Here is a 26,643-nt window from a genome sequence, read left to right on the forward strand (position 1 = left end):
TACCTGATGATCTCCGCCCTGTCGTCTCGCGCCCGTCACCTGTTGTCCGATGTCCGCGCCGTTGCAGCAACGGAGTTCGCCATCGTGACGCCGTTCATGCTACTGCTCTATATCGGCGGCGTCGAGCTCGGCAACGGACTTGCCATGAACGTCAAGGTCAGCGCGACCGCGCACAGTGTCGCCGACATGATCACGCAGAACACGGCCCTTACCTCGACCCAGATGGACGGCATTCTGGCGGCCGCGACCGCCATCATGGCCCCATATCCCATCAAGAGCGGCACCACCTCCTTGATGACGATCACCGTCTCGGAAGTCTCGACCGACGCCAGCGGCAACGCAACGGTGCGATGGAGCAAATCGACCAGCGCGTCGGGAGCAAGGACTGTCGGTCAGGCGATGACTTTGTCGTCCTTCACCGCGCCGGGCGGGACCGCCAACGCCAAGATCTCGCTTATCCTGAGCGAGGTATCCTACGACTACACGCCCAACCTCGGCTTCACCATCGCGGGTACCGTCAAGCTGTCCGACAGCTATTATCTGTTCCCGCGCTGCTCGACCAACTCCTCGAGCTTTCCCTATTACGACGTGAAATATCCGGCGACGGCCACCTGCACCTGCGTCCAGCATTTGCAGCAGAAGACCTGTTAGTCTCGCGCGAGCGGGCTTGACCGAACGGGGCGCCGCAGAGCCGGCGTGTCCTACTCCCCGAGAGAAGTTCATCTCGCTGGAACATGGGCTTGTATGGCAGTGGGCCTGCGCATAGGCTCGCCTGCAGTCGCCTAGGCTCGCCCGGCGCGCGGGGCTGGTCTACAGCACCCCGCATTGCTTTACGACATCGAGGCAGGCATTGATGGCGACAGCCTCACGTGCTTCTTCTGCATCGGCTGGGAGGGTGCGGTGCTTCGGGCGGAGCTGGGACGACGTATCGGAGGATTTCTTGCCATCACCCGGGCCAAGGACATGAAGAAAGCGACGGCGAGCAATTCCCATCGACCAGCCCCAAGGATATTCAGACCATGACCCAGGCACTTGCCATCAGTCGCTTCCCTGTCCCTGATCTCGCCGACATGCCTGACGACATCCGGGTCCGTATTCTGGCCGTGCAGGAGAAGTCCGGCTTCATTCCGAACGTGTTTCTCGTGCTCGCGCACCGGCCGGACGAGTTTCGCGCGTTCTTTGCCTACCACGATGCGCTGATGGACAAGCCCGGCAACCTCACCAAGGCCGAGCGGGAAATGATCGTGGTTGCGACCAGCAACCTCAATCAGTGCCAATATTGCGTCATCGCGCATGGCGCGATCCTGCGCATCCGGGCCAAGGATCCGCTGATCGCCGACCAGGTCGCGGTCAACTACCGCAAGGCGGACATCACGGATCGGCAGAAGGCGATGCTCGACTTCGCCGTCCGCGTCTCGATGGAGGCCTACAAGGTTTCCGAATCCGATTTCGCCACGCTGAAATCGCATGGGTTCACGGAAGAAGACGTCTGGGACATTGCCGCGATCACGGCCTTCTTCGGCCTCTCCAACCGGCTTGCCAACGTCACCAGCATGCGCCCGAACGCTGAATTCTACAGCATGGGACGCGGCTGACGGAGTCCGCAAGTTCACGATCGGGGGGGGGCGGCTCAGGTGCTGAGAAGGGATTCGGGAAGCGAGGGAGAGGCGAAGAGATGACGGATTTCGTAACGCCGCAGAAGATGGCGGAGATGATACCCTCGGGCTGTAAGCTCGGCTTGGCCCCGGACGACTATGCTGCGGCTCCTGGACTGGTTCGAATGCTGATCGATCGCGGCATCCGCGATCTGCACGTGTTCTGTGCGCCGATCGGCGGCATGCAGGTCGATATGCTCATCGGCGCCGGTGCCGTGGCGACGCTGGAGACGAGCGCCGTCAGTCTCGGAGAGGCGGGCGGCGCACCGTGTTTCAGCCGGGCCGTTCGCGACGGATCCATTCGTCTCCGCGACGCAACCTGTCCCGCAGTGTTCGCAGGCCTGACGGCCGCCGAGAAGGGCGTTCCGTTCATGCCGATTCGCGGCATCATCGGCAGTGACGTCCTGGAGAAACGGGACGACTGGAAGGTGACGTCTAACCCGTTCGACGACAGCGAGAAGATCGTCGTGGTCTCGGCGATCCAGCCCGACATCGCATTGTTTCATGCGCCTGAAGCGGACCGGTTCGGCAACGTTCGGCTGGGGCGTCGGCGCGAGGTGATGTTGCTGGCGCACGCGTCGAAGAAAGCATTCGTGACCGTGGAGCGCATCTCCGACGTGTCGCTGCTCGAAGACGAGAAGATGGCCGCGGGCGTGCTGCCTGCGATCTATGTGAGTGCGGTGGCGCAGCTGAAGAACGGCGGATGGCCCACCGGGCTTTACGCCGAATATCCCAGGGATGGGCAGGAAGTCGAGAAATACGCGCGGGCGGCGCGCTCGCCGGAAGGCTTCCAGACCTACATCCAGGGTTCGAGGAGCGCGGCATGAGCGAGGCATGCACCAGCCGTGAGTTGATGATCTACACGATCTCGCGGCTGCTGAAGGGCGTGCGGCATGTTGCGGTCGGCCAGTCGTCTCCGATGCCGGCCGCAGGCGCGATGCTGTTGCGTGCGATCAACGAGCGCGATGGACGGGAGCGCGTGCAGGTTTCGATCCTCGGGTCGGTCAAGCACAATTCCTTCACCGGCGGCGCCGAGGAGCTGTTCGATTGCGCCGCGCAGGGACGCCTGGATGCCTTCTTTCTCGGCGGGGGCCAGATCGACGGCCAGGGCAACGTCAATCTCGTCGGCACCGGCGACTACCCGAACAATCCAGTCAGATGGCCCGGCTCGTTCGGCTCCGCCTACCTTTATTTTCTCGTTCCGCGGGTCATTCTGTTCCGGGAAGAGCACAGCTTGCGATCCCTGGTCGAGCGCGTGGACTTCGTGTCTGCGCCTGGCGTTACCGACGAGACGGTCTATCGGCGCGGCGGCCCGCACGCGCTGCTGACCAACGCGGCGTTGTTTTCCTTCGAGCGCGAGGCGGGACGCTTTCGCCTCCAGAGCACGCATCGGGGATATGATTGGCGTGACATCCGAGCCACGACGGGCTTCGCGTACGACAATGAGCAATGCGAGGCCACGACACCGATGCCGGACGAGACGACGCTGGCCTTGATCCGGGGCCGAATTCGCGAGGAGCTGCGCGAATGCTATCCGCAGTTCGCCGGCAATATGCCGGGGCCGGGGTAGGGATCGCGTATGGCATTTCGCGAGACCTGAGCGCGCGCCTCGTCCTTCGAGACGGCGCTTACGCGTCTCCGCAGGATGAGGCTAAGGAGCATCGGTGCGCGTTGAAACGACAGCCGCGCGCTCAGTCCTCATCCTGAGGGCCGCCAACGGCGGGGGTCTCGAAGAATGGCCGCAGGGAAGCTTTCCTATGCGATGGCCCTGCGAGTGGCGCGTCCTCGTCAGAGCTAAGTCATTGATCGCTCGTGTCTCGGCTACTGTGCATGGGGTTGTTTTCTCGCTTTTGTTTGACCACTCGTACGCGCGCACCGTCTCCTGTGGCCGGTCCCGGTCCAAAATTCGCTTTACAAGAATTCGGATATACCGTATGTTTCGCGCATCCCGCCCGCCGCAAGGGGCGTTTCGCGATCGTCACGAGACGCGGGCCGGGAGGCGGTGGCTGCGACGGCGTCGGCGCGCCGGGCTGGCTGCAGGGCGGAATTCCCGTGAGCAGCAGCACGCGCGATACGACACGGCGCTGACAGCGTCCTCGTTCGGTCCCGATGGCGAGCGCACGCCAGCCATCGGAGACAAGCGCGGGGATGTGCGCGGCGGCAAAATCGTGTGGTCCTGACGCCCGGGGTCTGTGCGTCAAGTGTTGCGGTGATTGCGGCGGCCCGACCGGGTCCGCGCATCAGCCATCCGCAAGGCGACGGGGGCAATAGTGCATCGCTCCCCGGGGAGAGCGCGACATAAGCCGTAAAACCATCCGCGCAGGGAAGGCCGGTCGTTCCGGCGTCACCTGTAGTCCACCCCGTGCGCGTCTTGTTCGCACACGGGACCGCGGGTGCCAGCCGGCGCCCGGCCTTCCCTGCGCCCTTTCTCACCAAGGGAGCAACGAAGAGAGCAAAGCTCGGGCGAAATGAGCCGCGAGAACGCGAAGATGTGTCTTCTGAAAAGGATCAAGTGTTGTGGGTGCGCTCGCGCCCGGATGCCGGCGGCGACGAAGGTGGCGGCGCCATAGGGCGCTATCATCAAGCTGTAACACTGGCGTAATTGAGTACCCGCGTGGGTCCGGAAGAAGATGCCGTCAACCATCTTTCGGAACGGGTGGTCGGTGACGGTAGGGGGCGGCCATGGCCGAGCCGGCTAAGCTTGTCAGCGCGCTAGTGAACGTCGAACCCGCCATTCCCGGGCTGGTCTGGGCGTTTCGCCTGCACGGCGACGGCAGCGCCGAGGCCCTGCCGCTCGACCAGCCGATCGAGCTCGGCCATGACGGCCGACTATGGCTGCATTTCAACCTGACCGATGCGCGCGCGCGGCCGTGGATCTCGGCGTCACAGCTGCCGCCGCTCGCGCGCGAGCTGCTGCTGTCGAACGACACCTTCCAGCAGCTTCACGTGATCGACCACTGCGTCTACGGCGTGTTCTCCGATCTCGTGCGCGAGATCGACGCCGCGACGGAGGAGACCGCGTTCCTGCGCTTCGCCATGACCGAGCGCCTTCTCGTCAGCGGCCGCCACCAGGCGCTGTGCTCGGCCGACGCGACGCGGCGCGTGCTCGAAGGCGGCTACCGCGTCGACAATGTCGCCCATCTCCTGGAGAAGATCGTCGACGAGGTCGCCGACACGCTGGATCGAATGACCGACAAGTTGGGCCAGGAGATCGACGAGATCGAGGAGCGCATCCTCGCCGACGATACGAAACCGGAGATGCGCCGCAAGCTCGGCCGCCTGCGCCGGACCTGTGTGAGATTGCACCGGCAGCTCACCGGCCTGCGCGTGCTGTTTCACCGGCTCGACCAGAAGGACACCGATCACCTCTCGCCCGCCTTGCGGATCCGGGCCGGCAAGCTTGCGCAGCGGCTCGACGGCCTCGATCACGACATCGTCGAGCTGAGGGAGCGTAGCCGCCTGCTCGAGGAGGAGCTACGCTTCAAGAACGAGGAGGAGAGCAATCGCCACCTGCACACGCTCTCGATCGTGACCTCACTCTTGCTGCCGCCGACGCTGATCACCGGCATTTTTGGTATGAACACCAAAGGCCTGCCGCTGACGGACGTCGAGAGCGGATTTCTCGTGGCGGCGGTGCTGATGGCGTCATCCGTCGGCGCGGCCTATCTATTCATGCGGCGCACAGGCATTTTCAAATAGAGCGCGCCGATCGTGAGTTGGAGTATCCGAAGAACCCTGGCTGCGATCGCCCTGGCCTGCACGGCGGCAAGCACCAGCGCATTCGCCGGCGCGAAGGACGAGAACGCGGCCGAATGGCTGGCGCCGAAATGGTTCGACGAGTGGCACGACGGGCTTGCCGACAAGGGCCTCAACTTCGGCGCGACCTATATCGCCGACAACATCGCCAATGCCTCCGGCGGCGTGAAGCGCGGCGCCATCCATTTCGGCCGTCTCGATCTGTCGGTCGATGCCGATCTCGACAAGCTGGTCGGCTGGACCGGCGGCCGCCTCTACGCCAATGCCTTCGTGATCTACGGGCGAGGGCTGAGCCGCAATTACGTGATGAACCTCGCCACGATCAGCGAGATCGAGGCGCTGCCGGACCAGCGGCTCTACAACGCCTATGTCGAGCAGAGCTTCTTTGGTGACAGGCTGAACATCCGAGCCGGCCAACAGGCGGCCGACGTCGAGTTCTTCGACAGCCAGACCGACGACCTCTTCATCAACGGCACCTTCGGCTGGCCCGCGATCAAGGCGTCCAACCTCCCGGCCGGTGGCCCGGCGCCGCCGATCGCGGTGCCCGGCATTCGCATCAAGGCCGCGCTGTCGGACCAGATCACGGCGTACGCTGCGGTGTTCAACGGCGATCCGTCGGGGCCGGGCGATCAGGATCCACAGCTGCGCGACCATCACGGTCTGGCCTTCCGCATCAACGATCCGCCGTGGGTGATCGGGCAGATCCGCTTCAACTACGACATCGATATCGGCGGCCGGCCGCTTGCCGGCAATGTCACGCCAGGTGCCTGGAAGCATTACGGCTCGTTCGACAGCCAGCGTTTCACGGCGCAGGGCCTGTCGATCGCCGATCCCGGCGGAAGCGGCATTCCCGCAAAACTTCGCGGCAATTATGGAATCTTCGCGGTCGTCGAGCAGGTGCTGTACCGGCCGCTTGAGGTCAGGGAGAACAGCACGTCGGCCTCGCTGCCTGGAGTGACCGCGTTCGGCCGCATCGCCTACAGCCCGCCGGATCGAAATTTGATCGACCTCTATCTCGACGGCGGCATCGGCTTCGTCGGCTTCACCCCCGGCCGTCGGCTCGACCGGTTCGGCGTGGCGATGGCGTACATGCGGATATCGAACACGGCGCGCAATCTCGATCTGGACACGCAATTATTCACGGGCGTTCAGAGCCCGATACGGAGCAACGAGACGCTGATCGAGATAATTTACGAGGCGCATGTCAGGCCGGGATGGCTCGTGGCGCCATACCTTCAATATGTATTCCGTCCCTCGGGCGGCATCCCAAATCCGAACGATCCGTCCGGCGTCGCGCGAATTGGTGACGCCGCTGTGTTCGGCGTCACCACCACGATCAGGTACTAGGCCATGGCAGGTTTCGGCTGCGGCTGCGGTTGCCGCGACAGCGCCAGCACGATCAGCGCGGCGAACACGCAGAGCGCACCGGCGATGAAGAAGGCGGGCAGGTAGCTCTGATAGACCGTCCGCGAAAAACCTGCCCCGAAGGCGGCGGTGCCGGCGCCGAGCTGATGGCCGGCGAAGATCCAGCCGAACACCAAGTTGGCGCGCTCGGGGCCGAATTTCTGCGCGGTGAGCCGCACCGTGGGCGGCACCGTCGCGATCCAGTCGAGCCCGTAGAACATCGCGAACACGGAGAGGCCATAGAACGAGAAATCGCTGAAGGGCAGGAAGATCAGCGAGAGCCCGCGCAGGCCGTAATACCAGAACAGCAAATAGCGGTTGTCGTAGCGGTCCGACAGCCAGCCCGACATGATCGTGCCGAAGAAGTCGAAGATGCCCATCGCTGCGAGCAGGCTCGCGGCCTGCACCTGGGGGATGCCGAAATCGAGGCACATCGGGATCAGATGCACCTGGACGAGACCATTGGTGGAAGCACCGCAGACGAAGAAGGTCGCGAACAGGATCCAGAACGCGGTCGACTTCGAGGCGTCGCGCAGCGTGCCGAGCGCCACACCCGTGATCGAGCCGTGGCTGACGGGCGGCGCGGGCAGGGGTGTGGTGCCCTCGTCGCCGAACGGACGCTGGCCGACATCGCTCGGCCGGTCGCGCATGGCGAGCAGGACGGCGAGCGCGGAGACGCCGAGCATGATGCAGACGAAGCCGAGCGCGAGCCGCCAGCCGTAACGTTCGGTGAGGCTCGCGAGCAGCGGCAGGAACACGAGCTGGCCGGTGGCGACGCTCGCGGTCATGATGCCGACGACGAGGCCGCGCCGCGCCGCGAACCAGCGCGTCGCGATCGTCGCGCCCAACACCAGCGCGGTCATGCCGGTGCCGATGCCGATCACCACGCCCCACAGCGCCACGAGCTGCCAGACCTCGGTCATGCCGAGCGAGAGCACGAGCGACGAGACGACGATCAGCTGCGCGGCCAGCGTGACGTTGCGCAGGCCATAGCGGTTCAGCAGCGCTGCCGCGAACGGCGCCATCAGCCCGAACAGGATGAAGCGGATCGACAGCGCGGACGAGATCTCCGCCGTGCTCCAGCCGAACTCCTTCTGAAGCGGAACGATGAACACGCCGGGCGCGCCAACCGTGCCGGCGCTGATCAGCGCGGCAAGGAAGGTCACGCCGACCATCACCCAGCCGTAATGGATGTTGCGGCGGACGAGTGCTGCCGCGAGCCAGTTCGAGATCATTGGGCCTCAATCTTGGTTGGCGAGCCCGAGAGGGACCCGCATCATCGTTGCAATCTGGCACAAATAAGGGAAGTCTAAAATGTCAGACTTCCCTCAATTTCGGACATTGCCGTCAGCGGGCCGACCGTTCGACGGCGATCGCCGTGGCTTCGCCGCCGCCGATGCAGAGCGCGGCAACGCCGCGCTTGACGTTGTTGGCCTCGAGTGCATGCAGCAGCGTCACGATCAGCCGCGCGCCGGTGGCGCCGATGGGGTGGCCGAGCGCGCAGGCGCCGCCATTGACGTTCAGCTTGTCGCGGGGAATGCCGAGATCGCGCTGCGCCGCCATCGCCACCACGGCGAAGGCCTCGTTGATCTCGAACAGGTCGACATCGGAGGCAGCCCAGCCGATCTTGTCGAGCAGCTTGCGGATCGCCGGGATCGGCGCCGTGGTGAACCATTGCGGCTCCTGGCTGTGGGTGGCGTGGCCCTTGATCTCGGCGAGAACAGGCAGCCCGTTCCGATCGGCGAGCGAGCGCTTCGTCAGCACCAGCGCCGCGGCGCCGTCGGCATTGGCGGAGGAGGCAGCGGGCGTGATGGTGCCGTTGGCGCGGAAGGCCGGCTTGAGCCCCGGGATCTTGGCCGGATCGACCTTCAGCGGATGCTCGTCATTGGCGACGATGCGCGGGCCGGCTTTCTCGGTCAGGGTGATCGGTGCGATCTCGGCCTTGAACGCGCCGCCCTCGACCGCCTTGCGGGCGCGGCCCAGCGTCTCCATGGCATAGGCGTCCTGGTCCTTGCGGGTGAACTGGTAGGCCTCCGCCGTGGCCTCGCCGAAATCGCCCATGGAGCGGCCGGTCTCATAGGCGTCCTCCAGCCCGTCCATCATCATGTGGTCGATGATGCGGTCATGGCCGGCACGATAGCCGCCGCGCGCCTTGGCCAGCAGATAGGGCGCATTGCTCATGCTCTCCATGCCGCCGGAGACGACGATGTCGGCAGATCCGGCGCGGATGATGTCGTGCGCCAGCATGGTCGCCTTCATGCCGGAGCCGCAGACCTTGTTGACGGTGGTGGCGCCGGTGGCATCGGGCAGGGCGGCTGCGCGCGCGGCCTGGCGCGCCGGCGCCTGGCCTTGTCCGGCCGGCAGCACGCAGCCCATCAAGACCTCGTCGACCTTCTCGGGGGCGAGCCTGGCGCGTTCCAGCGCCGCGCCGATCACGTGCGAGCCGAGCTTATGCGCGGCAAGCGGCGACAACTCGCCCATGAAGCGACCGAGTGGGGTGCGGGCGGCTGAGACGATGACGACGGGATCGGCGGCTTCGGCCATGACGAGAACTCCCTGCGAGGACGGGTAAGATGATGTTCATCATATGATGCGGCGCAAAAAATGCAACCACGCCAGGGATGAGAAAATGTCGTGGTTCGGATGAGATTTGCTCGTTCGATGGGAGGAGGTCGGCGCGCGCGCCTACCGCTTCCTATTCACAAACGCGTCCATCAGCCGCGTCGGCTCGTCCGTGAGGAACGATTCGCCGAACACTTTCACGCTCAAATTCACCGACTCCGTCAGCGGCAGTTCCTCCCACTGGCGCAGCAGCGCCTTCTGCGACCGCAACGCTTCGGGTCCGCATGCGAGCAATGCCTGCACGAGGTGCTCGATAACCGCATCCAATTCGCCTTCCGGAGCGACCTTGTCGACCAGTCCCCAGGCCAGCGCCGTCGGCGCGTCGATGTTTTCCGCGGTCATCACCAGCCAGCGCGCGCGGGCCCAGCCGATCAGGCGCGGCAAAAGGGCCGCGTGGATCACCGAGGGGATGCCGACGCGCACCTCGGGCATGCCGAAATGCGCATCATGCGCCGCGATCCGGAAATCGCAGGCGGCGGCGACTTCGAGCCCGCCGCCGAGGCACCAGCCGGGCATGCGTGCGATGACAGGAGCGGGGAAAGCACGCACCGCCTCGCAGAGATCGCGCAGGCGGCTGATGAAGGCTTCGGCCGATGCCCGGTCGAGCTTCGCCATCTCCTTGATGTCGGCGCCGCCGATCATGCTCTTCTCGCTCTGGCCGCGCAGCACCAGAACGCGGATGCTGCGGTCGGATGCAAGCTGCTGCAAACCCTCGCGCACGGCGATGGTCACCGGCGAGCCGAGGATGTTGAGCGGGCCGGCGTTGCAGATCGCGACATGGACGACGCCGCGCGTATCGCGCGTCACGCCGCAATGGTTGTTGAGCATTTGCATCGTGGGATCTCGAAGCTTTCGTGGACCGGCGCAAGGCGCGCCGATCGGGGTCACTCCGGGCTGAAACCACCTGCTTGTCAAGCGGGATGGGGCCAGAGTTGTCAGCGCGAAGTCCGTCGCATAGTATGATTGTCATCATACGAAGAGGATGACATGACCGATATCGATCGACCCGATCTGTTTTCGCCGGCACAGCGGCGCGAGCGTGTGGTGGACTGGCAGGTGCCGGCCCCGGTTGCGAAGGTGGCCATGGGCCTGTCGGGCATGGATGCGATGCTCGGCATCCGCGACGGCCGACTGCCGCCGCCGCCGTTCGCGAAACTGATCGGCTTCACCATGGCCGTGGTCGAGCCCGGGCGGATCGTCATGGAACTGGAGCCGCGTGAGGATCTCGAAAACACCATCGGCCTGATCCACGGCGCGACAGCCGCGGCGCTGCTCGATACCGCCATGGGCTGCGCCATTTCGACCCGGCTCCAGGCCGGGCAGAGTTCGGTAACGCTGGACTTGAAGCTGGCCTTCCTGCGTCCGCTCTCGGTCCGTTCCGGTTTGATCTCGGCCGAGGGTAAGGTGATCAAGCTGGGGCGGCAAACCAGCTACGCCGAAGGCTTCGTCCGGGACGGCAAGGGCGCCCTTGCGGTACATGCAACTGCGACGTTTTCGATGATCGGAAGCAACTTAACATGAATTAATGCACCTATTTCGTCATTTGCGTGTTATGAGATGACCATCGACATCCAATGAGAACCGCATGCGCTATTCCCCGGAACACAAGCAGGAAACCCACGACCGCATCGTCAAGAAGGCGTCCGTGCGGCTGCGTGAAAAGGGCGCCCACGGCATTGGCGTCGCCGACCTCATGAAGGAGGCCGGCCTGACCCATGGCGGCTTCTACGCGCATTTCGATTCCCGCGAGGCGCTGGTGATCGAGGCGTTCGGCTATGCGATGGACCGCTCGATGGAGCACTGGCGCAAGATCACGGACGAGGTTTCGCCGGAAAAGCGACTGGCACTGATCGCGGAGGCCTACCTCTCCGCGCTGCATCGCGACAATCCCGGCCAAGGCTGTTCGATTCCCGCGCTGGGCGCGGAGATCGCCCGCGAGAGCCCGAAGGCGCGAAAGGCATTTGCCGGCAAGCTCGACGAAATGATCGAGCTGCTGGCGGACTATATCCCGAACATGCCGCGCAAGGCCGCGCGCAAGCAGGCGATTGCGACGCTGGCGACGATGGCCGGCACCATGCTGCTGGCGCGCGTCGCGGGCTCAAGCGAGCTGTCGGACGAGGTGTTGAAGGCGGGCCGGGACAGCGCGCTGGAGGGTACGAAGCGCGAGCCGAAGGCTGCGGCGGCGAAGAAGGCGAAGAGCTAGGCGAGGTCCCGTAGGGTGGGCAAAGGCGCAGAGCGCCGTGCCCACCATCTCGCCGCGCGGGCGGTTGACGTGGTGGCCACGCCACGCGCAGCGCATGCGCGCGTCTCGTCGCTTTGCCCACCCTACAAGAACGGTGTTACCGCCCCGCAAACAGCGCCCGTTCGCGCTCGACGATCTCGCCGATGTAATCCGCCACCGCGCGTATGCGCGCCAGATCCTTGCTGTCGGCGTGCATCAACATCCAGAACGTCCGCGTGATCGAGATCTCGTCGGGCAGCACTGGAACGAGTTGCGGATAGTCGTTCGCCATGAAGTGGGGCAGCACCGCGATGCCGAAACCGGAGAGCGTGGCATTGAGCTGGGCGATCAGATTGGCGCTGCGGAAGCGCGCGGAGATCCGCGGCGACACCTGTGGCAGATAATCGAGCTCCGGCGTGAACAAGAGCTCCTCGATGTAGCCGACGAAGCGGTGCTGCGGCAGCACCTCGCGCGAGGCGATTTTTGAGAAGCGGTCGAGATAGGCGGGGGCCGCATAGAGACCGAGGCGGTAGTCGAGCAGCTTGCGGCCGACGATGCGGCCTTCCTTCGGCATGGTCAGGCTGATGGCGATATCGGCCTCGCGCTTGGAGAGGCTGAACAGCCGCGCGGTCGCCACAAGTTGCAGATCGAGATCGGGATACCGGTCGGCGAAGGGCGCCAGCCGCGGCGCCAGGAAGGCGGTGCCGAAGCCGTCGGGCGCGCCGATCCGGACCGTGCCGGTCAGCCGCGCCACCGAGCCGCCGACCTGCTCTTGGTTGGCGACGATGGTCGATTCCATGGCTTCCGCGCTATCGGCGACGCGCTGGCCGGCCTCGGTGAGGAGGTAGCCGGTCTTGCGCCGGTCAAACAGTTTTGCCGAGAGATGTTTTTCCAGCCGGTCGACGCGGCGGATCACCGTGGCATGGTCGACGCCGAGCTGTTTTGCCGCAGCCGAGACCGAGCCGCCCCGCACGATGGCCAGCACGAAGCGGAAGTCGTCCCAATCGATAGCGCCTTGATCCAGCATTTTCGCACATCTATGGTGCAATATCTCAGACTTGAATCCCAATAAATGCAGGTCGATAGGATTTGTCAAAGCGGATCAGGCCTCAAGGAGAGCATTCCATGCGTTCAGTCGGACATTTCATCGGTGGCAAGGAGGTCAAGGGTACCTCGGGCCGCACCGCCGACGTTTTCGAGCCGATGACCGGTGACGTCCAGGCCAAGGTGGCGCTGGCGTCCAAGGCCGAGGTCCGCGCCGCCGTCGAGAACGCGCGCGCCGCGCAGCCCGAATGGGCCGCGACCAACCCGCAGCGCCGCGCCCGCGTGATGATGAAATTCGTCGAGCTGGTGCAGCGCGACTACGACAAGCTCGCCGAGCTGCTCGCGCGCGAGCACGGCAAGACGGTGCCGGACGCCAAGGGCGACATCCAGCGTGGCCTCGAGGTCGCGGAATTCGCCTGCGGCATCCCGCATCTGATGAAGGGCGAGTACACTGAAGGCGCCGGCCCCGGCATCGACATCTATTCGATGCGCCAGGCTCTCGGCGTCGTCGCCGGCATCACGCCGTTTAACTTCCCGGCGATGATCCCGATGTGGAAGTTCGCGCCGGCGATTGCCTGCGGTAACGCCTTCATCCTCAAGCCGTCGGAGCGCGATCCCGGCGTGCCGATGATGCTCGCCGAGCTGATGATCGAGGCGGGCCTGCCGGCCGGCATCCTCAACGTCGTCAACGGCGACAAGGAAGCGGTCGACGCCATCCTCGATGACCCCGACATCAAGGCGATCGGCTTCGTCGGCTCCACCCCGATTGCGCAGTACATCTATGAACGCGCAGCGCAGACCGGCAAGCGCTGCCAGTGCTTCGGCGGCGCCAAGAACCACGCCATCATCATGCCCGACGCCGACATGGACCAGGCGGTCGACGCCCTGATCGGCGCCGGCTACGGCTCGGCCGGCGAGCGCTGCATGGCGGTCTCTGTTGCCGTCCCCGTCGGCAAGGCCACGGCCGATCGGCTGATGGAAAAGCTGGTCCCGCGCGTCGAGAGCCTCAAGATCGGCACCTCGATCGATCCGTCCGCCGATTACGGCCCGCTGGTGACGCGCGAGGCGGTCGAGAAGGTCAAGAGCTACATCGACATCGGCATCAAGGAAGGCGCGACGCTCGCCGTCGATGGCCGCGGCTTCAAGATGCAGGGCTACGAGAAGGGCTTTTATCTTGGCGGCTCGCTGTTCGACAACGTCACCAAGGACATGCGGATCTACAAGGAAGAGATCTTTGGCCCCGTGCTCTCGGTCGTGCGCGCGCACGACTACAAGGAAGCACTGGCGCTGCCGTCCGACCATGACTACGGCAACGGCGTTGCCATCTTCACCCGCGACGGCGACGCCGCGCGCGACTTCGCGGCCAAGGTCAACGTCGGCATGGTCGGCATCAACGTGCCGATCCCGGTGCCGATCGCCTATTACACCTTCGGCGGCTGGAAGAAGTCCGGCTTCGGCGATCTCAACCAGCACGGTCCGGACTCGGTCCGCTTCTACACCAAGACCAAGACGGTGACCTCGCGCTGGCCGTCCGGCGTCAAGGAAGGTGCGGAGTTCTCGATCCCGCTGATGAAGTAAGGCTGTAGCCCAGTCCGTCATTGCGAGGAGCGGAGCGTAGCGACGAAGCAATCCAGAGTCTTTCCGCGGAGGCAGCCTGGATTGCTTCGCTGCGCTCGCAATGACGATGGGGCAAGAGGGTAGGCGGCAGCATGCAGTTCGCTCTGAACGAGGATCAGATCGCGGTTCGCGACATGGCGCTCGCGTTTGCGGCGGAAAAGATCGCGCCGCATGCGCTGCGCTGGGACGAGGAGAAGCATTTCCCCGTCGACGTCATGCGCGAGGCGGCGACCCTCGGCATGGGCGGCATCTACATCCGCGACGATGTCGGGGGATCCGCGATGACGCGGTTCGACGCAGCGCTGATCTTCGAGGCGCTGGCGACGGGCTGCCCGACCACCTCGGCCTTCATCTCCATCCACAACATGGCGAGCTGGATGATCGATGCCTACGGCAGCGACGCCCAGCGCCATCAATGGCTGCCGAAGCTCTGCACCATGGAGCTGATCGCGAGCTACTGCCTGACTGAGCCGGGCGCCGGCTCGGACGCGGCGGCTCTGCGCACCCGCGCGGTGCGTGAGGGCGACCATTACGTCCTCAACGGCCAGAAGCAGTTCATTTCCGGCGCCGGCGGCACTGATCTCCTGGTGGCGATGGTGCGCACCGGCGGTGACGGCCCCGGCGGCATCTCGACCCTCGTCATCGACGGCAAGACGCCGGGCGTCTCCTTCGGCGCCAATGAGCGCAAGATGGGGTGGAACGCGCAGCCGACCCGTGCGGTCATGTTCGAGAACGCCCGCGTGCCTGTTACCAATCGCCTGGGCGAGGAGGGCATCGGCTTCAAGATCGCGATGGCCGGCCTCGACGGTGGCCGTCTCAACATCACGGCTTGTTCACTGGGCGGTGCGCAGACGGCGCTCGACAAGGCGCGCGCCTACATGAAGGAGCGCAAGGCGTTTGGAAAACGTCTCGACGAATTCCAGGCGCTACAATTCCGCCTTGCCGACATGGCGATCGAGCTCGAGGCCGCGCGCACCTTTTTGTGGCGGGCTGCCGCAGCGCTCGACCGCAAGGACCCTGATGCCACCATGCTGTGCGCGATGGCCAAACGCTTCGGCACCGATGTCGGTTTCGAAGTCGCCAACCAAGCGCTGCAGCTTCACGGCGGCTACGGTTACCTCAGCGAATACGGCATCGAAAAGATCGTGCGGGACTTACGCGTGCACCAGATCCTCGAAGGCACCAATGAAATCATGCGGCTGATCGTGGCGCGCAAGCTGATCGAGGGCGCGCGATGAATGCAGCGGAAGAGGGCGATCTCGTCGCCCGCGTCGAGGGTGCGGCCGGCATCATCAGGCTCAACCGTCCCAAGGCGATCAATGCCGTGACGCTGGAGATGTTTCGCGACATCGAGAAGGCGCTCGACCGTTTCGAATCCGATCCGGCCGTCAGCGTCATCGTGCTGGAAGGTGCCGGCGAGCGTGGCCTCTGCGCCGGCGGCGACATCCGCGCGCTCTGGGAGAGCTCGAAGGTGAACGGCGACCTCGGCAAGATCCTGTGGCGCGAGGAATACATCCTCAACGCCCGGATCAAGAAGTTCCCAAAGCCGTATGTCGCCTTCATGGACGGCATCGTGATGGGCGGCGGCGTCGGTCTGTCGGCCCATGCCAGCCATCGCGTCGTCACGGATCGGACGAAGCTGGCCATGCCCGAGGTCGGTCTCGGCTTCTTCCCCGATGTCGGCGGCACCTATCTGTTGTCGCATTCGCCGGGCGAGATCGGCACCTATTTCGGGCTGACCGGCCAGACCATGAACGGGCCGGACGCGATCCATGCGAAGTTCGCCGATTGGGTCGTGCCGGCGGTGAAGTTGCCGGAGCTGCGCGAGGCGCTAACGAAGCTGCGTTCCGGCGCGGCCGCCGCCGATGTCGGCAAGCTCATCAGCGGCTTTGCCACCGGTGAGACCGCGGGGTCGGTGGCTGCGAAGGAGCCAATCATCGATGCGCTGTTCGGCTTCGATCGCATGGAGGACATCCTTGCGGCGCTCGACCGCGACGGCTCCGAATTTGCACTTGCAACGCTGAAGGCGCTCAACGAAAAATCGCCGCGCGGCATGGTGGTGACGCTGAAGCTCTTGCGGCTCGCGCGCGCTTCATCGAGCCTGGAGGAGTGTCTGGTGCGGGAATACCGCGCTGCGCTGGAAGTCTTCCGCAGCGACGATTTTCGCGAAGGCGTGCGTGCTGCCGTGATCGACAAGGACCGCAACCCGACCTGGTCGCCGCGAGCAATCGAGGATGTGACGCCGGAGATGCTTGCACCATATTTTGCCGAGATCGGCACTGATGAGCTGAAGTTTAGCTAACAACGCGACAGCGGAGGAAACGACAATGGCCACGATCGCATTCATCGGTCTCGGCAACATGGGCGGCCCGATGGCCGCAAACCTCGTCAAGGCCGGCCACAAGGTCGTGGCGTTCGACCTCGTCGAAGCCTCCCGCAATCAGGCGAAGGCCGATGGCGCCAGCATTGCCGAGAGCGCAGCCGGTGCGGTGAGGGGTGCCGATGTCGTCGTCACCATGCTTCCCGCAGGCAAGCATGTGCTCGGCGTCTGGAACGAGGTCGTGTCCGCCATGACCAAGGGCGCGCTGATCATCGACTCTTCCACCATCGACGTCGAGAGCGCGAGGGCCGCGCATGCGCTGGCCGCCAAGAACGGCGTGCTTTCGGTCGATGCGCCGGTCTCCGGCGGCACCGGCGGCGCCAAGGGCGCGACGCTCACCTTCATGTGCGGCGGCGAGGAGAAGGCATTTGCCGCGGCCAAGCCGGTGCTGGAGAACATGGGCAAGAAGATCGTCCATTGCGGCGGCGCCGGCGCAGGCCAGGCGGCCAAGATCTGCAACAACATGATCCTCGGCATCTCCATGATCGCGGTCAGCGAAGCCTTTGCGCTCGGCGAGAAGCTCGGCCTCTCGCACCAGGCGCTGTTCGACGTCGCCTCGACCTCGTCGGGCCAGTGCTGGTCGTTGACGACCTATTGCCCGGTGCCGGGCCCGGTGCCGACCTCGCCCGCCAACAACGACTACAAGCCGGGCTTTGCCTCGGCGCTGATGGTGAAGGATTTGACGCTGGCGCAGGACGCCGCGAAGGCTACTGGCGCGGCCACGCCGCTCGGCAAGCATGCGCAGGAGATCTATCAGTCTTTCGACGCAGCAGGCCAGGGTGGGGTGGATTTTTCCGGAATTATCAAGCACGTTCGCAGCCTCGCTGGAAAATAGCGAGGCTTCGTGGCCCGGATGGAGCGAAGCGCAATCCGGGATAGGTCCTCGCCGAGGCCAAGTTGGCCCCGGAATGCGCTTCGCTCCATCCGGGCTACGCTCGAAGATCAAATCGACGGGCCCGGATCATGACGACATTTTTGGAAGCGCGCGCGTTTCTGCTGGATCACGGCACGGACTACGAGGCCGCGGTCAAAGGCTTCCGCTGGCCGGATCCGGTTGCCTTCAACTGGGCGCTCGATTGGTTCGACGCCGAGCTGGCAGCAAATGCGGAGAGCAGGGATCGTCCCGCGCTCTGGATCGTCGATGCCGCACAGGATCGCCAGACGAAGCTGTCCTTCGCGGCGCTCTCGAAGCGCTCCAACCAGGTCGCGAATTTCCTCCGTGCGCAGGGCCTGAAGCGCGGCGATCATCTCCTGCTGCTGCTCGGCAATGTGGTTCCGCTGTGGGAGACCATGCTGGCGGCGATGAAGCTCGGCGTCGTCGTAATTCCCGCCACCACGCTGCTCACCGCGGATGAGCTCCGCGATCGTCTCGATCGCGGCAAGGCGCGAGCCGTGGTGGCGGCTGAGGACCAGGTTACGAAATTCGCAAGCCTTGGCGCCGAGAATGTCGTCCGCATCGTGGTCGGCGCGGCCTCCGACGGATGGCTGTCATACGATGACGCGGCAAAGGCTTCGGAGAGTTTTAGCGCTGACGGTCCGACCAACGCCGACGACCCGATGCTGCTTTATTTTACCTCGGGCACGACGGCGAAGCCAAAACTGGTCCGGCACAGCCAGCGCAGCTATCCCGTCGGTCATCTCTCGACCATGTACTGGATCGGGCTGAAGCCCGGCGATGTCCATCTCAACATTTCCTCGCCCGGCTGGGCCAAGCACGCCTGGAGCTGTTTCTTCGCTCCGTGGAATGCGGGGGCGACGGTGTTCGTGGTCAACCAGCCGCGCTTCGATGCGAAAGGCCTGCTTGCCACCATCGGCCGCTGCGGCGTCACCACGCTGTGCGCGCCGCCGACGGTGTGGCGGCTGTTCATCCAGGAGAACCTCGCATCGTTCAAGGTGGCCTTGCGCGAGGTCTGCGGCGCCGGCGAGCCGCTGAACCCTGAAGTGATCGACCAGGTGCGGGCGGCCTGGGGCCTCACCATTCGTGACGGCTACGGCCAGACCGAGACCACGGCGCTCGCCGGCAACTCGCCGGGCCAGAAGATCAAGATCGGCTCGATGGGCCGGCCGCTGCCGGGCTATCGCGTACAGATCAGCGACGCCGACGGCCAGCCCGCCAGGGAAGGCGAGGTCACGCTGGTGCTCGGCGCCGAGCGGCCCGCCGGCCTGATGCAGGGCTACCAGAGCGACGACGGCAAGCTGTCCGGCGCCGAGGGCGAGCTGTACCGCAGCGGCGATGTGGTGTTCGAGGACGACGAAGGCTATCTCACCTTCGTCGGCCGTTCCGACGACGTGTTCAAATCATCCGATTACCGCATCAGCCCGTTCGAGCTCGAGAGCGTGTTGCTCGAGCACGAGCTCGTCGCGGAAGCTGCGGTGGTGCCGAGCCCGGACCCGATCCGCCTTGCCGTCCCCAAGGCGTTCGTGCTGCTGACCTCGGGCACCGAGCGGACGCCGGAGACGGCGCTCTCCATCTTCCGGCACCTGCATACGCGGCTTGCCCCGTTCAAGCGCATCCGCCGCCTCGAAATCGTCACCGAGCTGCCGAAGACGATCTCTGGCAAAATCCGTCGCGTGCAGCTACGACGGCTTGAACGCGACGACGATCGCGAGGATCCCCTGCGCGGCCGGGAATTCCGCGAGGAGGATTTTCCTGACTTGTCGAAAACACGGAGTGAGAGCTAAGTGAACCAAATCTGGAAGTCGCCGCCGATCACGCTGGAGGCCTATCGGGCCCTGGTCGGCAAGGAGATCGGCGTGTCGTCCTGGCATCTGATCGACCAGCCTCGTATCGACACCTATGCCGACGTGACCGAGGATCACCAGTTCATCCACGTCGATCCTGAAAGAGCCAGGACGGAAACCGCGTTCGGCACCACCATCGCCCACGGCTTCCTGACGATGTCGATGCTATCGGTGATGTCCTACGAGGTGATGCCGGCGATTGCGGGCACCACGATGGGCGTCAATTACGGTTTCGACAAGCTGCGTTTCATCTCGCCGGTGCGCTCGGGCAAGCGCATCCGCGGCCGCTTCGTACTGGCCGAAGCCAAGCTGCGCAAGCCGAATGAACTGCAGTCCCGCACCAATGTCACGGTCGAGATCGAAGGCGAGGACAAGCCGGCGCTGATCGCGGAGTGGCTGGGTCTGATCTATTTCGCCTGATCCGAGCCGTCATGGCCGGGCTTGACCCGGCCATCCAGCGCTGCTCAAAAGCCTTTCGATTTGATGGATGGCCGGGTCAAGCCCGGCCATGACGAACTAGCATCTAGGAAACGCACTCATGGCAATCAGGTTCGACGGACGCGTCGCCATCGTCACCGGCGCGGGCAATGGTCTCGGCAAGGCGCATGCGCTGGGGCTGGCCAGCCGCGGCGCGAAAGTGGTGGTCAACGATTTCGGCGGCGGGCGCGACGGCACCGGCGGCTCGCTGTCGCCGGCCGAGGCCGTGGTCGAGGAGATCCGCAAGGCCGGCGGCACCGCGATGGCCGACGGCGCGGACGTCTCCAATTTCGAGCAGGTCACCGCCATGGTCGAGCGCGCCACCAGGGAGTGGGGCAGCGTCGATCTCATGTGCGCCAATGCCGGCATTTTGCGCGACAAGTCGTTCGGCAAGATGGAAGCGGCCGATTTCCAGAAGGTGCTCGACGTGCATCTCGTCGGCACTTTCTATTGCTGCAAGGCGGCCTGGGCCGGCATGCGCGACCGCAACTACGGCCGCATCGTGCTGACGACGTCGTCCTCGGGCCTCTACGGCAATTTCGGCCAGGCCAATTACGGCGCGGCGAAATCAGGCATGGTCGGCCTGATGAACGTGCTGGCCGAGGAAGGTCGCAAGAACGACATCCGCGTCAACATCATCTCGCCGACGGCGGCCACCCGGATGACCGAAGAGCTGCTGCCGCCCCAGGCGCTGCAACTGATGAAGCCGAACGCGATCACGCCCGCAGTCGAGTACATGCTGAGCGAGGACGCGCCGACCCGCACCATCATGGGCGCCGGCGCCGGCTCTTTCGCCGTGATCAAGATCCTGGAGAGCGAAGGCATCAACCTGCCGGAGTCTGAATGGACGCCGGACGCCGTCGCCGCGCATTTCGCCGAGATCAGCGACATGTCGAAGGCCAAGGCGCTCACAGGCGCGTTCGAGCAGACGCAGAAATACGTGGCGCAGGCCGCGGCACGGGCGGGGATCAAGCTCTGACTGACATCGCCGTCATCGGCGCCGGTCCCGCCGGGCTGATGGCGGCGGAAGTGCTGGCGCAGGGCGGCGCCCGCGTCACCGTCTACGACGCCATGCCGTCCGCGGGCCGCAAATTCCTGATGGCGGGCCGGGGCGGGCTCAACCTCACCCACAGTGAGCCGCTGCCGCAGTTCATGGCGCGCTATCGTGAGGCCGCACCGACGCTGCAAGCGGCGATCGCGGCGTTTTCGCCTGAGGCGCTGCGTGTCTGGAGCGAGGCGCTCGGCGAGCCGACCTTTGTCGGCAGCAGCGGGCGCGTGTTTCCAAAAGCGTTCAAGGCCTCGCCTTTGCTGCGCGCCTGGCTGCGGCGCCTCGATGCGAGCCGCGTGCGGTTTGCCTTCCGGCATCGCTGGACCGGCTGGGATGGCGAGGGACGGCTGCTGTTTCGAACGCAGGAAGGCCTGGCCGCCGTCGTTGCCGACGCGACCGTGCTGGCGCTCGGCGGCGCGAGCTGGCCACGGCTCGGCTCGGACGGCAGCTGGGTCGAATTCCTCGCGGCAAAAGGCGTTGCCATCTCAAAGCTGCGGCCAGCCAATTCCGGCTTCATGGTTGCTTGGTCAGATGTGTTTCGCGATCGTTTCGAGGGACAGCCGCTCAAGGGCGTGGCGCTGACGGTCGGCGCACACACGGTGCGCGGCGAAGCCATGATCACCCGCAGCGGTATCGAAGGCGGCACGGTCTACGCGCTGTCGGCGGAGCTGCGGGAGGCGGTACTGGGTCTCGGGCAAGCGAATTTGATGATCGCGTTGCGGCCCGACCTCGACGCGGCCGCGCTGACCACGCGGCTATCGGGCACGCGCGGCAAGCAATCCCTGGCGAATTTCCTGCGCAAGGCGGCGCAAGTGACGCCGGTCGGAATCGGCTTGATGCAGGAAGCCGCCATCGCCTCAGGACGGCCGCTCGCATCGCTCTCGCCGGCGGAGCTTGCGCACCTGATCAACGCCATTCCGATTCAGCTCACCGGCGTCGCTCCGATCGATCGCGCGATCTCGACCGCGGGCGGGATCGCTCTTGGTGAACTCGACGAGCACTTCATGCTGCGCGAGCTGCCGGGCGTGTTCGCGGCCGGCGAGATGCTGGATTGGGAGGCACCGACCGGCGGCTATCTGCTGCAAGCCTCGTTCGCGACGGGGGCTGCGGCGGGCAGGGGCGTGTTGGCGTGGCTGCAGCGTTCGTAGAACGCCGCCGCCCTTCGAGGGCTGCTGACGAAGCGGCCACCTCAGGGTGACGGCTACGAGAGAGCGTTAGCTTGCGATGGCCTAGAGAGAGCGTCATCCTGAGGTGCGAGCGGCGCGATGCAAAGCAGCGCGCCGGGAGCCTCGAAGGATGCGCGAGCGTTCCGACGCCAGCGACGCAGCTCTCTACCGCAGCTTTCCCCGCGCCGCCACCGGCAGCGTGCCGATGATTTCCTCGCCGCGGACCATCACCACCTCGTCCATCATGTTGACGACGACGCAGACATGGTTCGGCACGATGCGGACGACATCGCCGATATTGGGGCGCGTGTTGCTGCGGGAGAGGTCGAGAAAGCCGTGCTCCTCCGCGAACTTGGCGATCTTGGCCTCGGGGTGCTCCAGGATCAGGCCGTGGCCGTCGAGACCGCCGGTGTCCGTGGTCAGCGTCTTCGAACCGGCGTCGAGGATGCCGCGCTCGGCCGCAGCGCGGCTCACCACCGTCGAATAGATGTGCAGCGCGCAATCGTCCCAGGTCGCCGAGCCCGCCGCGACCTGCATGCGGTCGTTGTAGATGTAGGTGCCGAAGCGATGCTCGGTGCCGCCCTTGAGCTTGCCGATGTTCTTCAGGTTCGGCGTGCCTCCGGTGGAGACGATTTTTGCATCCAGCCCGTGCGCGCGCACGCCCGCCAGCGCCTCGTCGTAGAATTTTTGCGCGTCCGCCCAGCCGGTCTCGGTCGGATACAGCATGAAGCCGGCGAACTCGAGTCCCTTGGACGCCGCGATCTCGCGCGCCAGCGCTACCGCTTCAGCTGGCGTCTCGACGCCGGCGCGCTTGCGGCCGGTGTCGCATTCGACCACGACCGAGAGCGGACGGCCGGACGCCGCGGCCGCCTTGGGCAGGCCGGCGACGACGGTGGAGTTGTCAGCGGCCACCGTCATGTTGGCCTTGGCCTGCAGCGCGCCGAGCCGCGCCATCTTCTCTTCACCCAGCAGATTGTAGCTGATCAGGATGTCGTCGATGCCGGCATTGGCCATGATCTCGGCTTCGCCGAGCTTCTGGCAGGTGATGCCCTTGGCGCCGGCCGCGACCTGCATCTTCGCGATGGTCGGGTTCTTGTGGGTCTTGATGTGCGGCCGGTTGGCGATTCCGGCGTCGTCGCAGGCCTTCTGAATTCGCGCGATGTTGCGCTCGACCCTGTCCATGTCGATGACGGCACAGGGCGTGCCGTACTCACGGGCGATCTTGGCGGCGAGGGGAGTGGTCATGAGTTATGCCTGTTCAATTTCTTCGCGGAGCATTTCCAGTTCGAGCCAGCGCTCTTCGGCAGCCGACAATTCGTCATGCGCCTTGGCGATGGCGGCTGAGGTGTCGTCGAATGTCTTGCGATCCTTGGCGTAGAGGTTGGGATCGTCGAGGACCCGCTGCAGCTTGGCGATGTCGGCCTGCAACGTTTCCATCTTCTTCGGCAGCGTCTCCAGCGCATGCTTCTCGTTGAAGCTCAGCTTCCGCTTCGGCGTGGAGGCGGGAGCAGCGGAGCGCTCTTCCTTCTTCTCCGTCGGGACTTGCGTCTTCGCCGTCTCGCGCTTCAGGTCCGCGCCGCGCTGCACCAGCATGTCGCTGTAACCGCCGGCGTACTCGATCCACTTGCCGTTGCCCTCGGGCGCGATCACGGAGGTCACGACGCGGTCGAGAAAGTCGCGGTCGTGGCTGATCAGGATGACGGTGCCCTCGTAATCGCCGAGCATCTCCTCGAGCACGTCGAGCGTTTCGAGATCGAGATCGTTGGTCGGCTCGTCCAGCACCAGGAGGTTCGAGGGTTTTGCCAGCGCGCGCGCCAGCATCAGCCGGCCGCGCTCCCCACCGGAGAGCACCTCCACCGGAGTGCCGCGCTGCTCTTGCGCGAACAGGAAGTCCTTCATGTAGCCGACGACATGCTTCGGCTTGCCGCCGACCATGATTTGATCGCCACGACCGCCGGTCAAGGCTTCGGCCAGCGTCGATTTGGGATCGAGGCTTTCGCGGTGCTGGTCGAGCGTGGCCGTCTCCAGATTGGCGCCGAGACGTATCATGCCGGAATCCGGCTGCATGCCGCCGGTGAGCAGATTGACCAGCGTGGTCTTGCCGGCGCCGTTCGGCCCGATGATGCCGAGCCGGTCGCCGCGCTGGATGCGGGTCGAGAAATTCTCGACGATCTTGCGATCGCCGTAGGCCTTGGTGATGCCCTTGGCCTCGATCACCAGCTTGCCCGACTGCTCCGCTTCGGCGGCCGCGAGACTGGCGGTGCCGGCGGTGCCGTGATAGTTGCGGCGCTGGTCGCGCAGTGCGTGCAGATTGGCGAGGCGCTTGACGTTGCGCTTGCGCCGGCCGGAGACGCCATGGCGCAGCCAGTGCTCTTCGTCGACGATCTTGCGGTCGAGCTTGTGCTGGTCGCGCTCTTCCTCGGCCAGCACCTCGTCGCGCCAGGTCTCGAACGAGGCAAAGCCGCGGTCGATCTGCTTGATCCTGCCGCGGTCGAGCCAAGCGGTGGAACGCGACAGATTGGTCAGGAAGCGGCGATCATGGCTGATGATCACCAGCGCGCTGCGGCGGCCGTCGAGCTCCTGTTCCAGCCATTCGATGGTGGCGAGATCGAGATGGTTGGTCGGCTCGTCCAGCAGCAAAATGTCGGGCGAGGGCGCCAGCACATAGGCCAGCGCCGCGCGACGGGCTTCGCCACCGGAGAGATCATGCGGGTTCTCCTCGCCGGTGAGGCCGAGCTGCTCCAAGAGATAACGCGCCTGGTGCTGGTCGTCGCCGGGCGCAAGCCCGGACTCGACGTAAGCAAGCGTGGTCTTGTGCTCGCCGAAATCGGGCTCCTGCGGCAAATAGCGGACGGTGGCGCCGGGCTGCACGAAGCGCGTGCCGCCGTCGGGCTCGACCAGGCCGGCCGCGATTCTGAGCAGCGTCGATTTGCCGGAGCCGTTGCGGCCGATCAGGCAGACGCGCTCGCCTGGGGCGACATTGAGCTCGACGCCGGACAGAAGCGGCGTCCCGCCAAAAGTCAGCCGGATGTCTTTCAGTTGGACCAGCGGCGGCGCCATGATCAGCCTTGATTCAGATTTTGGCTCGTTGCCGCCTGATCGGCGCGGCGGCGCTGGATTCGGCGCAGCGTCTGGTCAAGCGCCGAGAGGAAGGCGGAACGGTCGCGCGGCGAGTACGATCTGGGGCCCCCGGTGACCTCACCGGCCGAGCGCAGATCCGTCATCAGATTGCGCACCGCCAATGTCATGCCGATCGATTCGTCGGTGAACGGCTTGCCGTTCGGCGCGATCACGTCGGCCCCCGCCTTCACGCAGCGGCTGGCGAGCGGGATGTCGGAGGTGATGACGACGTCGCCCGGCTTGGCGCGCTCGGCGATCCAATCGTCGGCCGCGTCCATGCCGCTACCTGCGGCGATGCGCTCGATCAGCGGGTCCTGCGGCACGCGGATGAAATTGCCCGCGACCACGCTGACCGGCACGCCGTGCCGGAGCGCGACGCGATAAATCTCGTCCTTCACCGGGCAGGCGTCGGCGTCGACATAGATACGGGTGGGGGCCTCAGTCATTCGCCGCGTGGTACCCCATTCGGGCCGCAAAGGCGAGGGGATTGACCGCTGTTCCCCGGGGCCTACGATCGGCCCGAAACAACAAGAATATGGGAACGCCAGCCATGCCGAACCGGCTCGAAACCTACCGCGTCGAGGCCTACAACACCGCAAAACAATCCGAAAACAAGATGCATGACGACAAGGTGGCGCGCCGCTTCGGGTTTTCCGGCGGGCTTGTCCCGGGCGTCGACGTCTTTGCCTACATGATGCACGTGCCGATCGCGCGCTGGGGCCGCGATTTCCTGAGCTGCGGGCTGGTCGAGGCCCGCTTCATCAAGCCGGTCTATGACGGCGAGACGGCCGATGTCGATGCCACCGAGCATAACGGCTTGCTGACCATCGAGGTGTTCAGCCGCACCGAGCTCTGCGCGACCGGGACGGCCTCGCTGCCGGCGGCTGCGCCGGCGGTGTCGCTCAGCGACTATGTCGCGGTGCCCGCGGTGACCGAGCGCAAGCCGGTGAGCCCTGCGACGTTCGAGACCGGCAAATGGCTGGGGACCACGCCGCGCCGTTGGGCCGGGCAGGATGCGACGGACTATCTCACTGACGTCAGGGAGAACGATCCGATCTTCGCGCGCGAAGGGCTTGGCCATCCCGGCCTGATCCAGCGCGTCATGAACCGGGTGCTGGTCGACAACACCATTCTGGGCCCCTGGATCCACGTCGGCAGCCGCATGCAGCTGCTGTCCGCCGCCCGCGCCGGCGACGAGATCACCGCGTTGGCCAAGGTCACCGCGAATTACGAGAAGAAAGGCCATCGCTTCGTCGAGCTCGACGCGCTCGTCGTCGCCAACGGCACCACGCCGCTCGCCCACTGCCAGCACACCGCGATCTACCAGCCGCGCGAGCAGGCGGCGGCTTAGGGGAGGCAAGCCTGTCACCACAAACGCGATGTCATGCCCC

Annotated in this window: 23 protein-coding genes and 1 pseudogene; 17 read left to right on the forward strand and 7 right to left on the reverse strand. The window is 65.3% G+C overall.

The window, feature by feature from the left end; all coding sequences use genetic code 11:
• The first annotated feature begins 6 nt into the window (after nt 1-6).
• From UNPA324_RS15360 to UNPA324_RS15385, 6 genes are all read left to right on the forward strand, one after another.
• On the forward strand, nt 7-651 hold the full coding sequence (locus tag UNPA324_RS15360; RefSeq protein WP_141938884.1) for a TadE/TadG family type IV pilus assembly protein: 645 nt from the start codon (nt 7-9) through the stop codon (nt 649-651).
• A gap of 368 nt (nt 652-1,019) precedes the next feature.
• Nucleotides 1,020-1,595 carry a peroxidase-related enzyme gene (locus UNPA324_RS15365; protein WP_141935041.1) on the forward strand — a complete coding sequence of 192 codons (576 nt, stop codon included), beginning with the start codon at nt 1,020-1,022 and terminating at the stop codon, nt 1,593-1,595.
• A gap of 116 nt (nt 1,596-1,711) precedes the next feature.
• Nucleotides 1,712-2,482 carry a CoA transferase subunit A gene (locus tag UNPA324_RS15370; protein ID WP_502705466.1) on the forward strand — a complete coding sequence of 257 codons (771 nt, stop codon included), beginning with the start codon at nt 1,712-1,714 and terminating at the stop codon, nt 2,480-2,482.
• The gene (locus tag UNPA324_RS15375) at nt 2,479-3,225 is read left to right on the forward strand and encodes a CoA-transferase (RefSeq protein ID WP_141935043.1); all 747 of its coding nucleotides are present in this window, start codon (nt 2,479-2,481) and stop codon (nt 3,223-3,225) included. Before UNPA324_RS15370 ends, UNPA324_RS15375 begins: the two co-directional genes overlap by 4 nt.
• Before the next feature lie 1,112 nt (nt 3,226-4,337).
• The gene (locus UNPA324_RS15380; RefSeq protein WP_141935044.1) at nt 4,338-5,354 is read left to right on the forward strand and encodes a transporter; all 1,017 of its coding nucleotides are present in this window, start codon (nt 4,338-4,340) and stop codon (nt 5,352-5,354) included.
• A gap of 12 nt (nt 5,355-5,366) precedes the next feature.
• Nucleotides 5,367-6,758 carry a carbohydrate porin gene (locus UNPA324_RS15385; protein ID WP_181769405.1) on the forward strand — a complete coding sequence of 464 codons (1,392 nt, stop codon included), beginning with the start codon at nt 5,367-5,369 and terminating at the stop codon, nt 6,756-6,758.
• On the opposite strand, the gene UNPA324_RS15390 is transcribed toward UNPA324_RS15385, so the two are convergent.
• The 3 genes from UNPA324_RS15390 to UNPA324_RS15400 all read right to left on the reverse strand — a co-directional run bounded on the left by UNPA324_RS15390 (nt 6,755) and on the right by UNPA324_RS15400 (nt 10,271).
• The gene (locus UNPA324_RS15390) at nt 6,755-8,050 is read right to left on the reverse strand and encodes an MFS transporter (protein ID WP_141935046.1); all 1,296 of its coding nucleotides are present in this window, start codon (nt 8,048-8,050) and stop codon (nt 6,755-6,757) included. The two genes, UNPA324_RS15385 and UNPA324_RS15390, sit on opposite strands and share 4 nt — an antisense overlap.
• A 112-nt stretch (nt 8,051-8,162) precedes the next feature.
• Nucleotides 8,163-9,359 carry an acetyl-CoA C-acyltransferase gene (locus tag UNPA324_RS15395; protein WP_141935047.1) on the reverse strand — a complete coding sequence of 399 codons (1,197 nt, stop codon included), beginning with the start codon at nt 9,357-9,359 and terminating at the stop codon, nt 8,163-8,165.
• Nucleotides 9,360-9,500: 141 nt separating this feature from the next.
• The gene (locus UNPA324_RS15400) at nt 9,501-10,271 is read right to left on the reverse strand and encodes an enoyl-CoA hydratase (RefSeq protein WP_141935048.1); all 771 of its coding nucleotides are present in this window, start codon (nt 10,269-10,271) and stop codon (nt 9,501-9,503) included.
• Between the two features lie 153 nt (nt 10,272-10,424).
• On the opposite strand from UNPA324_RS15400, the gene UNPA324_RS15405 reads away from it, so the two are divergent.
• Both UNPA324_RS15405 and UNPA324_RS15410 read left to right on the forward strand, forming a co-directional pair.
• Nucleotides 10,425-10,958 (forward strand): PaaI family thioesterase, encoded by a 534-nt coding sequence (locus UNPA324_RS15405; RefSeq protein WP_141935049.1) that lies wholly within the window; start codon nt 10,425-10,427, stop codon nt 10,956-10,958.
• Nucleotides 10,959-11,022: 64 nt separating this feature from the next.
• On the forward strand, nt 11,023-11,640 hold the full coding sequence (locus tag UNPA324_RS15410) for a TetR/AcrR family transcriptional regulator (protein ID WP_141935050.1): 618 nt from the start codon (nt 11,023-11,025) through the stop codon (nt 11,638-11,640).
• Nucleotides 11,641-11,776: 136 nt separating this feature from the next.
• On the opposite strand, the gene UNPA324_RS15415 is transcribed toward UNPA324_RS15410, so the two are convergent.
• Nucleotides 11,777-12,685 (reverse strand): LysR family transcriptional regulator, encoded by a 909-nt coding sequence (locus tag UNPA324_RS15415; protein WP_141935051.1) that lies wholly within the window; start codon nt 12,683-12,685, stop codon nt 11,777-11,779.
• A gap of 98 nt (nt 12,686-12,783) precedes the next feature.
• Between UNPA324_RS15415 and UNPA324_RS15420 the strand changes: the two genes are divergently transcribed.
• From UNPA324_RS15420 to UNPA324_RS15455, 8 genes and pseudogenes are all read left to right on the forward strand, one after another.
• Nucleotides 12,784-14,280, forward strand: coding sequence for a CoA-acylating methylmalonate-semialdehyde dehydrogenase (locus tag UNPA324_RS15420; RefSeq protein ID WP_128917686.1), 1,497 nt, complete (start codon nt 12,784-12,786; stop codon nt 14,278-14,280).
• Nucleotides 14,281-14,411: 131 nt separating this feature from the next.
• Entirely contained in the window at nt 14,412-15,557 is a 1,146-nt protein-coding gene (locus UNPA324_RS15425) for an isobutyryl-CoA dehydrogenase (protein WP_128917685.1), read from the forward strand.
• Nucleotides 15,554-16,621 (forward strand): enoyl-CoA hydratase/isomerase family protein, encoded by a 1,068-nt coding sequence (locus UNPA324_RS15430; protein WP_141935052.1) that lies wholly within the window; start codon nt 15,554-15,556, stop codon nt 16,619-16,621. The genes UNPA324_RS15425 and UNPA324_RS15430 overlap by 4 nt, the downstream gene beginning before the upstream one ends.
• Nucleotides 16,622-16,640: 19 nt before the next feature.
• Nucleotides 16,641-17,534, forward strand: a pseudogene (gene mmsB, locus UNPA324_RS15435) (3-hydroxyisobutyrate dehydrogenase); the annotation flags it as partial.
• Between the two features lie 128 nt (nt 17,535-17,662).
• A complete protein-coding gene (locus UNPA324_RS15440) occupies nt 17,663-19,381 on the forward strand; it encodes an AMP-binding protein (RefSeq protein WP_141935054.1) in 1,719 nt (572 codons plus the stop codon).
• Nucleotides 19,382-19,861 (forward strand): MaoC family dehydratase, encoded by a 480-nt coding sequence (locus UNPA324_RS15445; protein ID WP_128917681.1) that lies wholly within the window; start codon nt 19,382-19,384, stop codon nt 19,859-19,861.
• A 118-nt stretch (nt 19,862-19,979) separates the two neighbouring features.
• A complete protein-coding gene (locus UNPA324_RS35730; protein ID WP_128917680.1) occupies nt 19,980-20,897 on the forward strand; it encodes an SDR family NAD(P)-dependent oxidoreductase in 918 nt (305 codons plus the stop codon).
• Nucleotides 20,894-22,114, forward strand: a complete 1,221-nt coding sequence (locus UNPA324_RS15455) for a BaiN/RdsA family NAD(P)/FAD-dependent oxidoreductase (RefSeq protein ID WP_283810313.1) — start codon at nt 20,894-20,896, stop codon at nt 22,112-22,114. The genes UNPA324_RS35730 and UNPA324_RS15455 overlap by 4 nt, the downstream gene beginning before the upstream one ends.
• A 183-nt stretch (nt 22,115-22,297) precedes the next feature.
• Here UNPA324_RS15455 and UNPA324_RS15460 read toward each other — a convergent pair whose 3' ends face one another.
• From UNPA324_RS15460 to UNPA324_RS15470, 3 genes are read right to left on the reverse strand one after another with little or no spacing between them, the layout of a single operon-like run.
• On the reverse strand, nt 22,298-23,377 hold the full coding sequence (locus UNPA324_RS15460; protein WP_141935056.1) for a D-TA family PLP-dependent enzyme: 1,080 nt from the start codon (nt 23,375-23,377) through the stop codon (nt 22,298-22,300).
• Between the two features lie 3 nt (nt 23,378-23,380).
• Entirely contained in the window at nt 23,381-25,192 is a 1,812-nt protein-coding gene (locus UNPA324_RS15465) for an ABC-F family ATP-binding cassette domain-containing protein (RefSeq protein WP_141935057.1), read from the reverse strand.
• A 2-nt stretch (nt 25,193-25,194) separates the two neighbouring features.
• On the reverse strand, nt 25,195-25,698 hold the full coding sequence (locus tag UNPA324_RS15470) for a YaiI/YqxD family protein (protein WP_141935058.1): 504 nt from the start codon (nt 25,696-25,698) through the stop codon (nt 25,195-25,197).
• A gap of 104 nt (nt 25,699-25,802) precedes the next feature.
• Here UNPA324_RS15470 and UNPA324_RS35145 point away from each other — a divergent pair, with 104 nt between their 5' ends.
• A complete protein-coding gene (locus tag UNPA324_RS35145) occupies nt 25,803-26,603 on the forward strand; it encodes a hypothetical protein (protein ID WP_164936011.1) in 801 nt (266 codons plus the stop codon).
• Nucleotides 26,604-26,643: the final 40 nt, after the last annotated feature.

The organism is Bradyrhizobium sp. UNPA324 (genome assembly GCF_006658635.1).
Taxonomy (GTDB): domain Bacteria; phylum Pseudomonadota; class Alphaproteobacteria; order Rhizobiales; family Xanthobacteraceae; genus Bradyrhizobium; species Bradyrhizobium nanningense.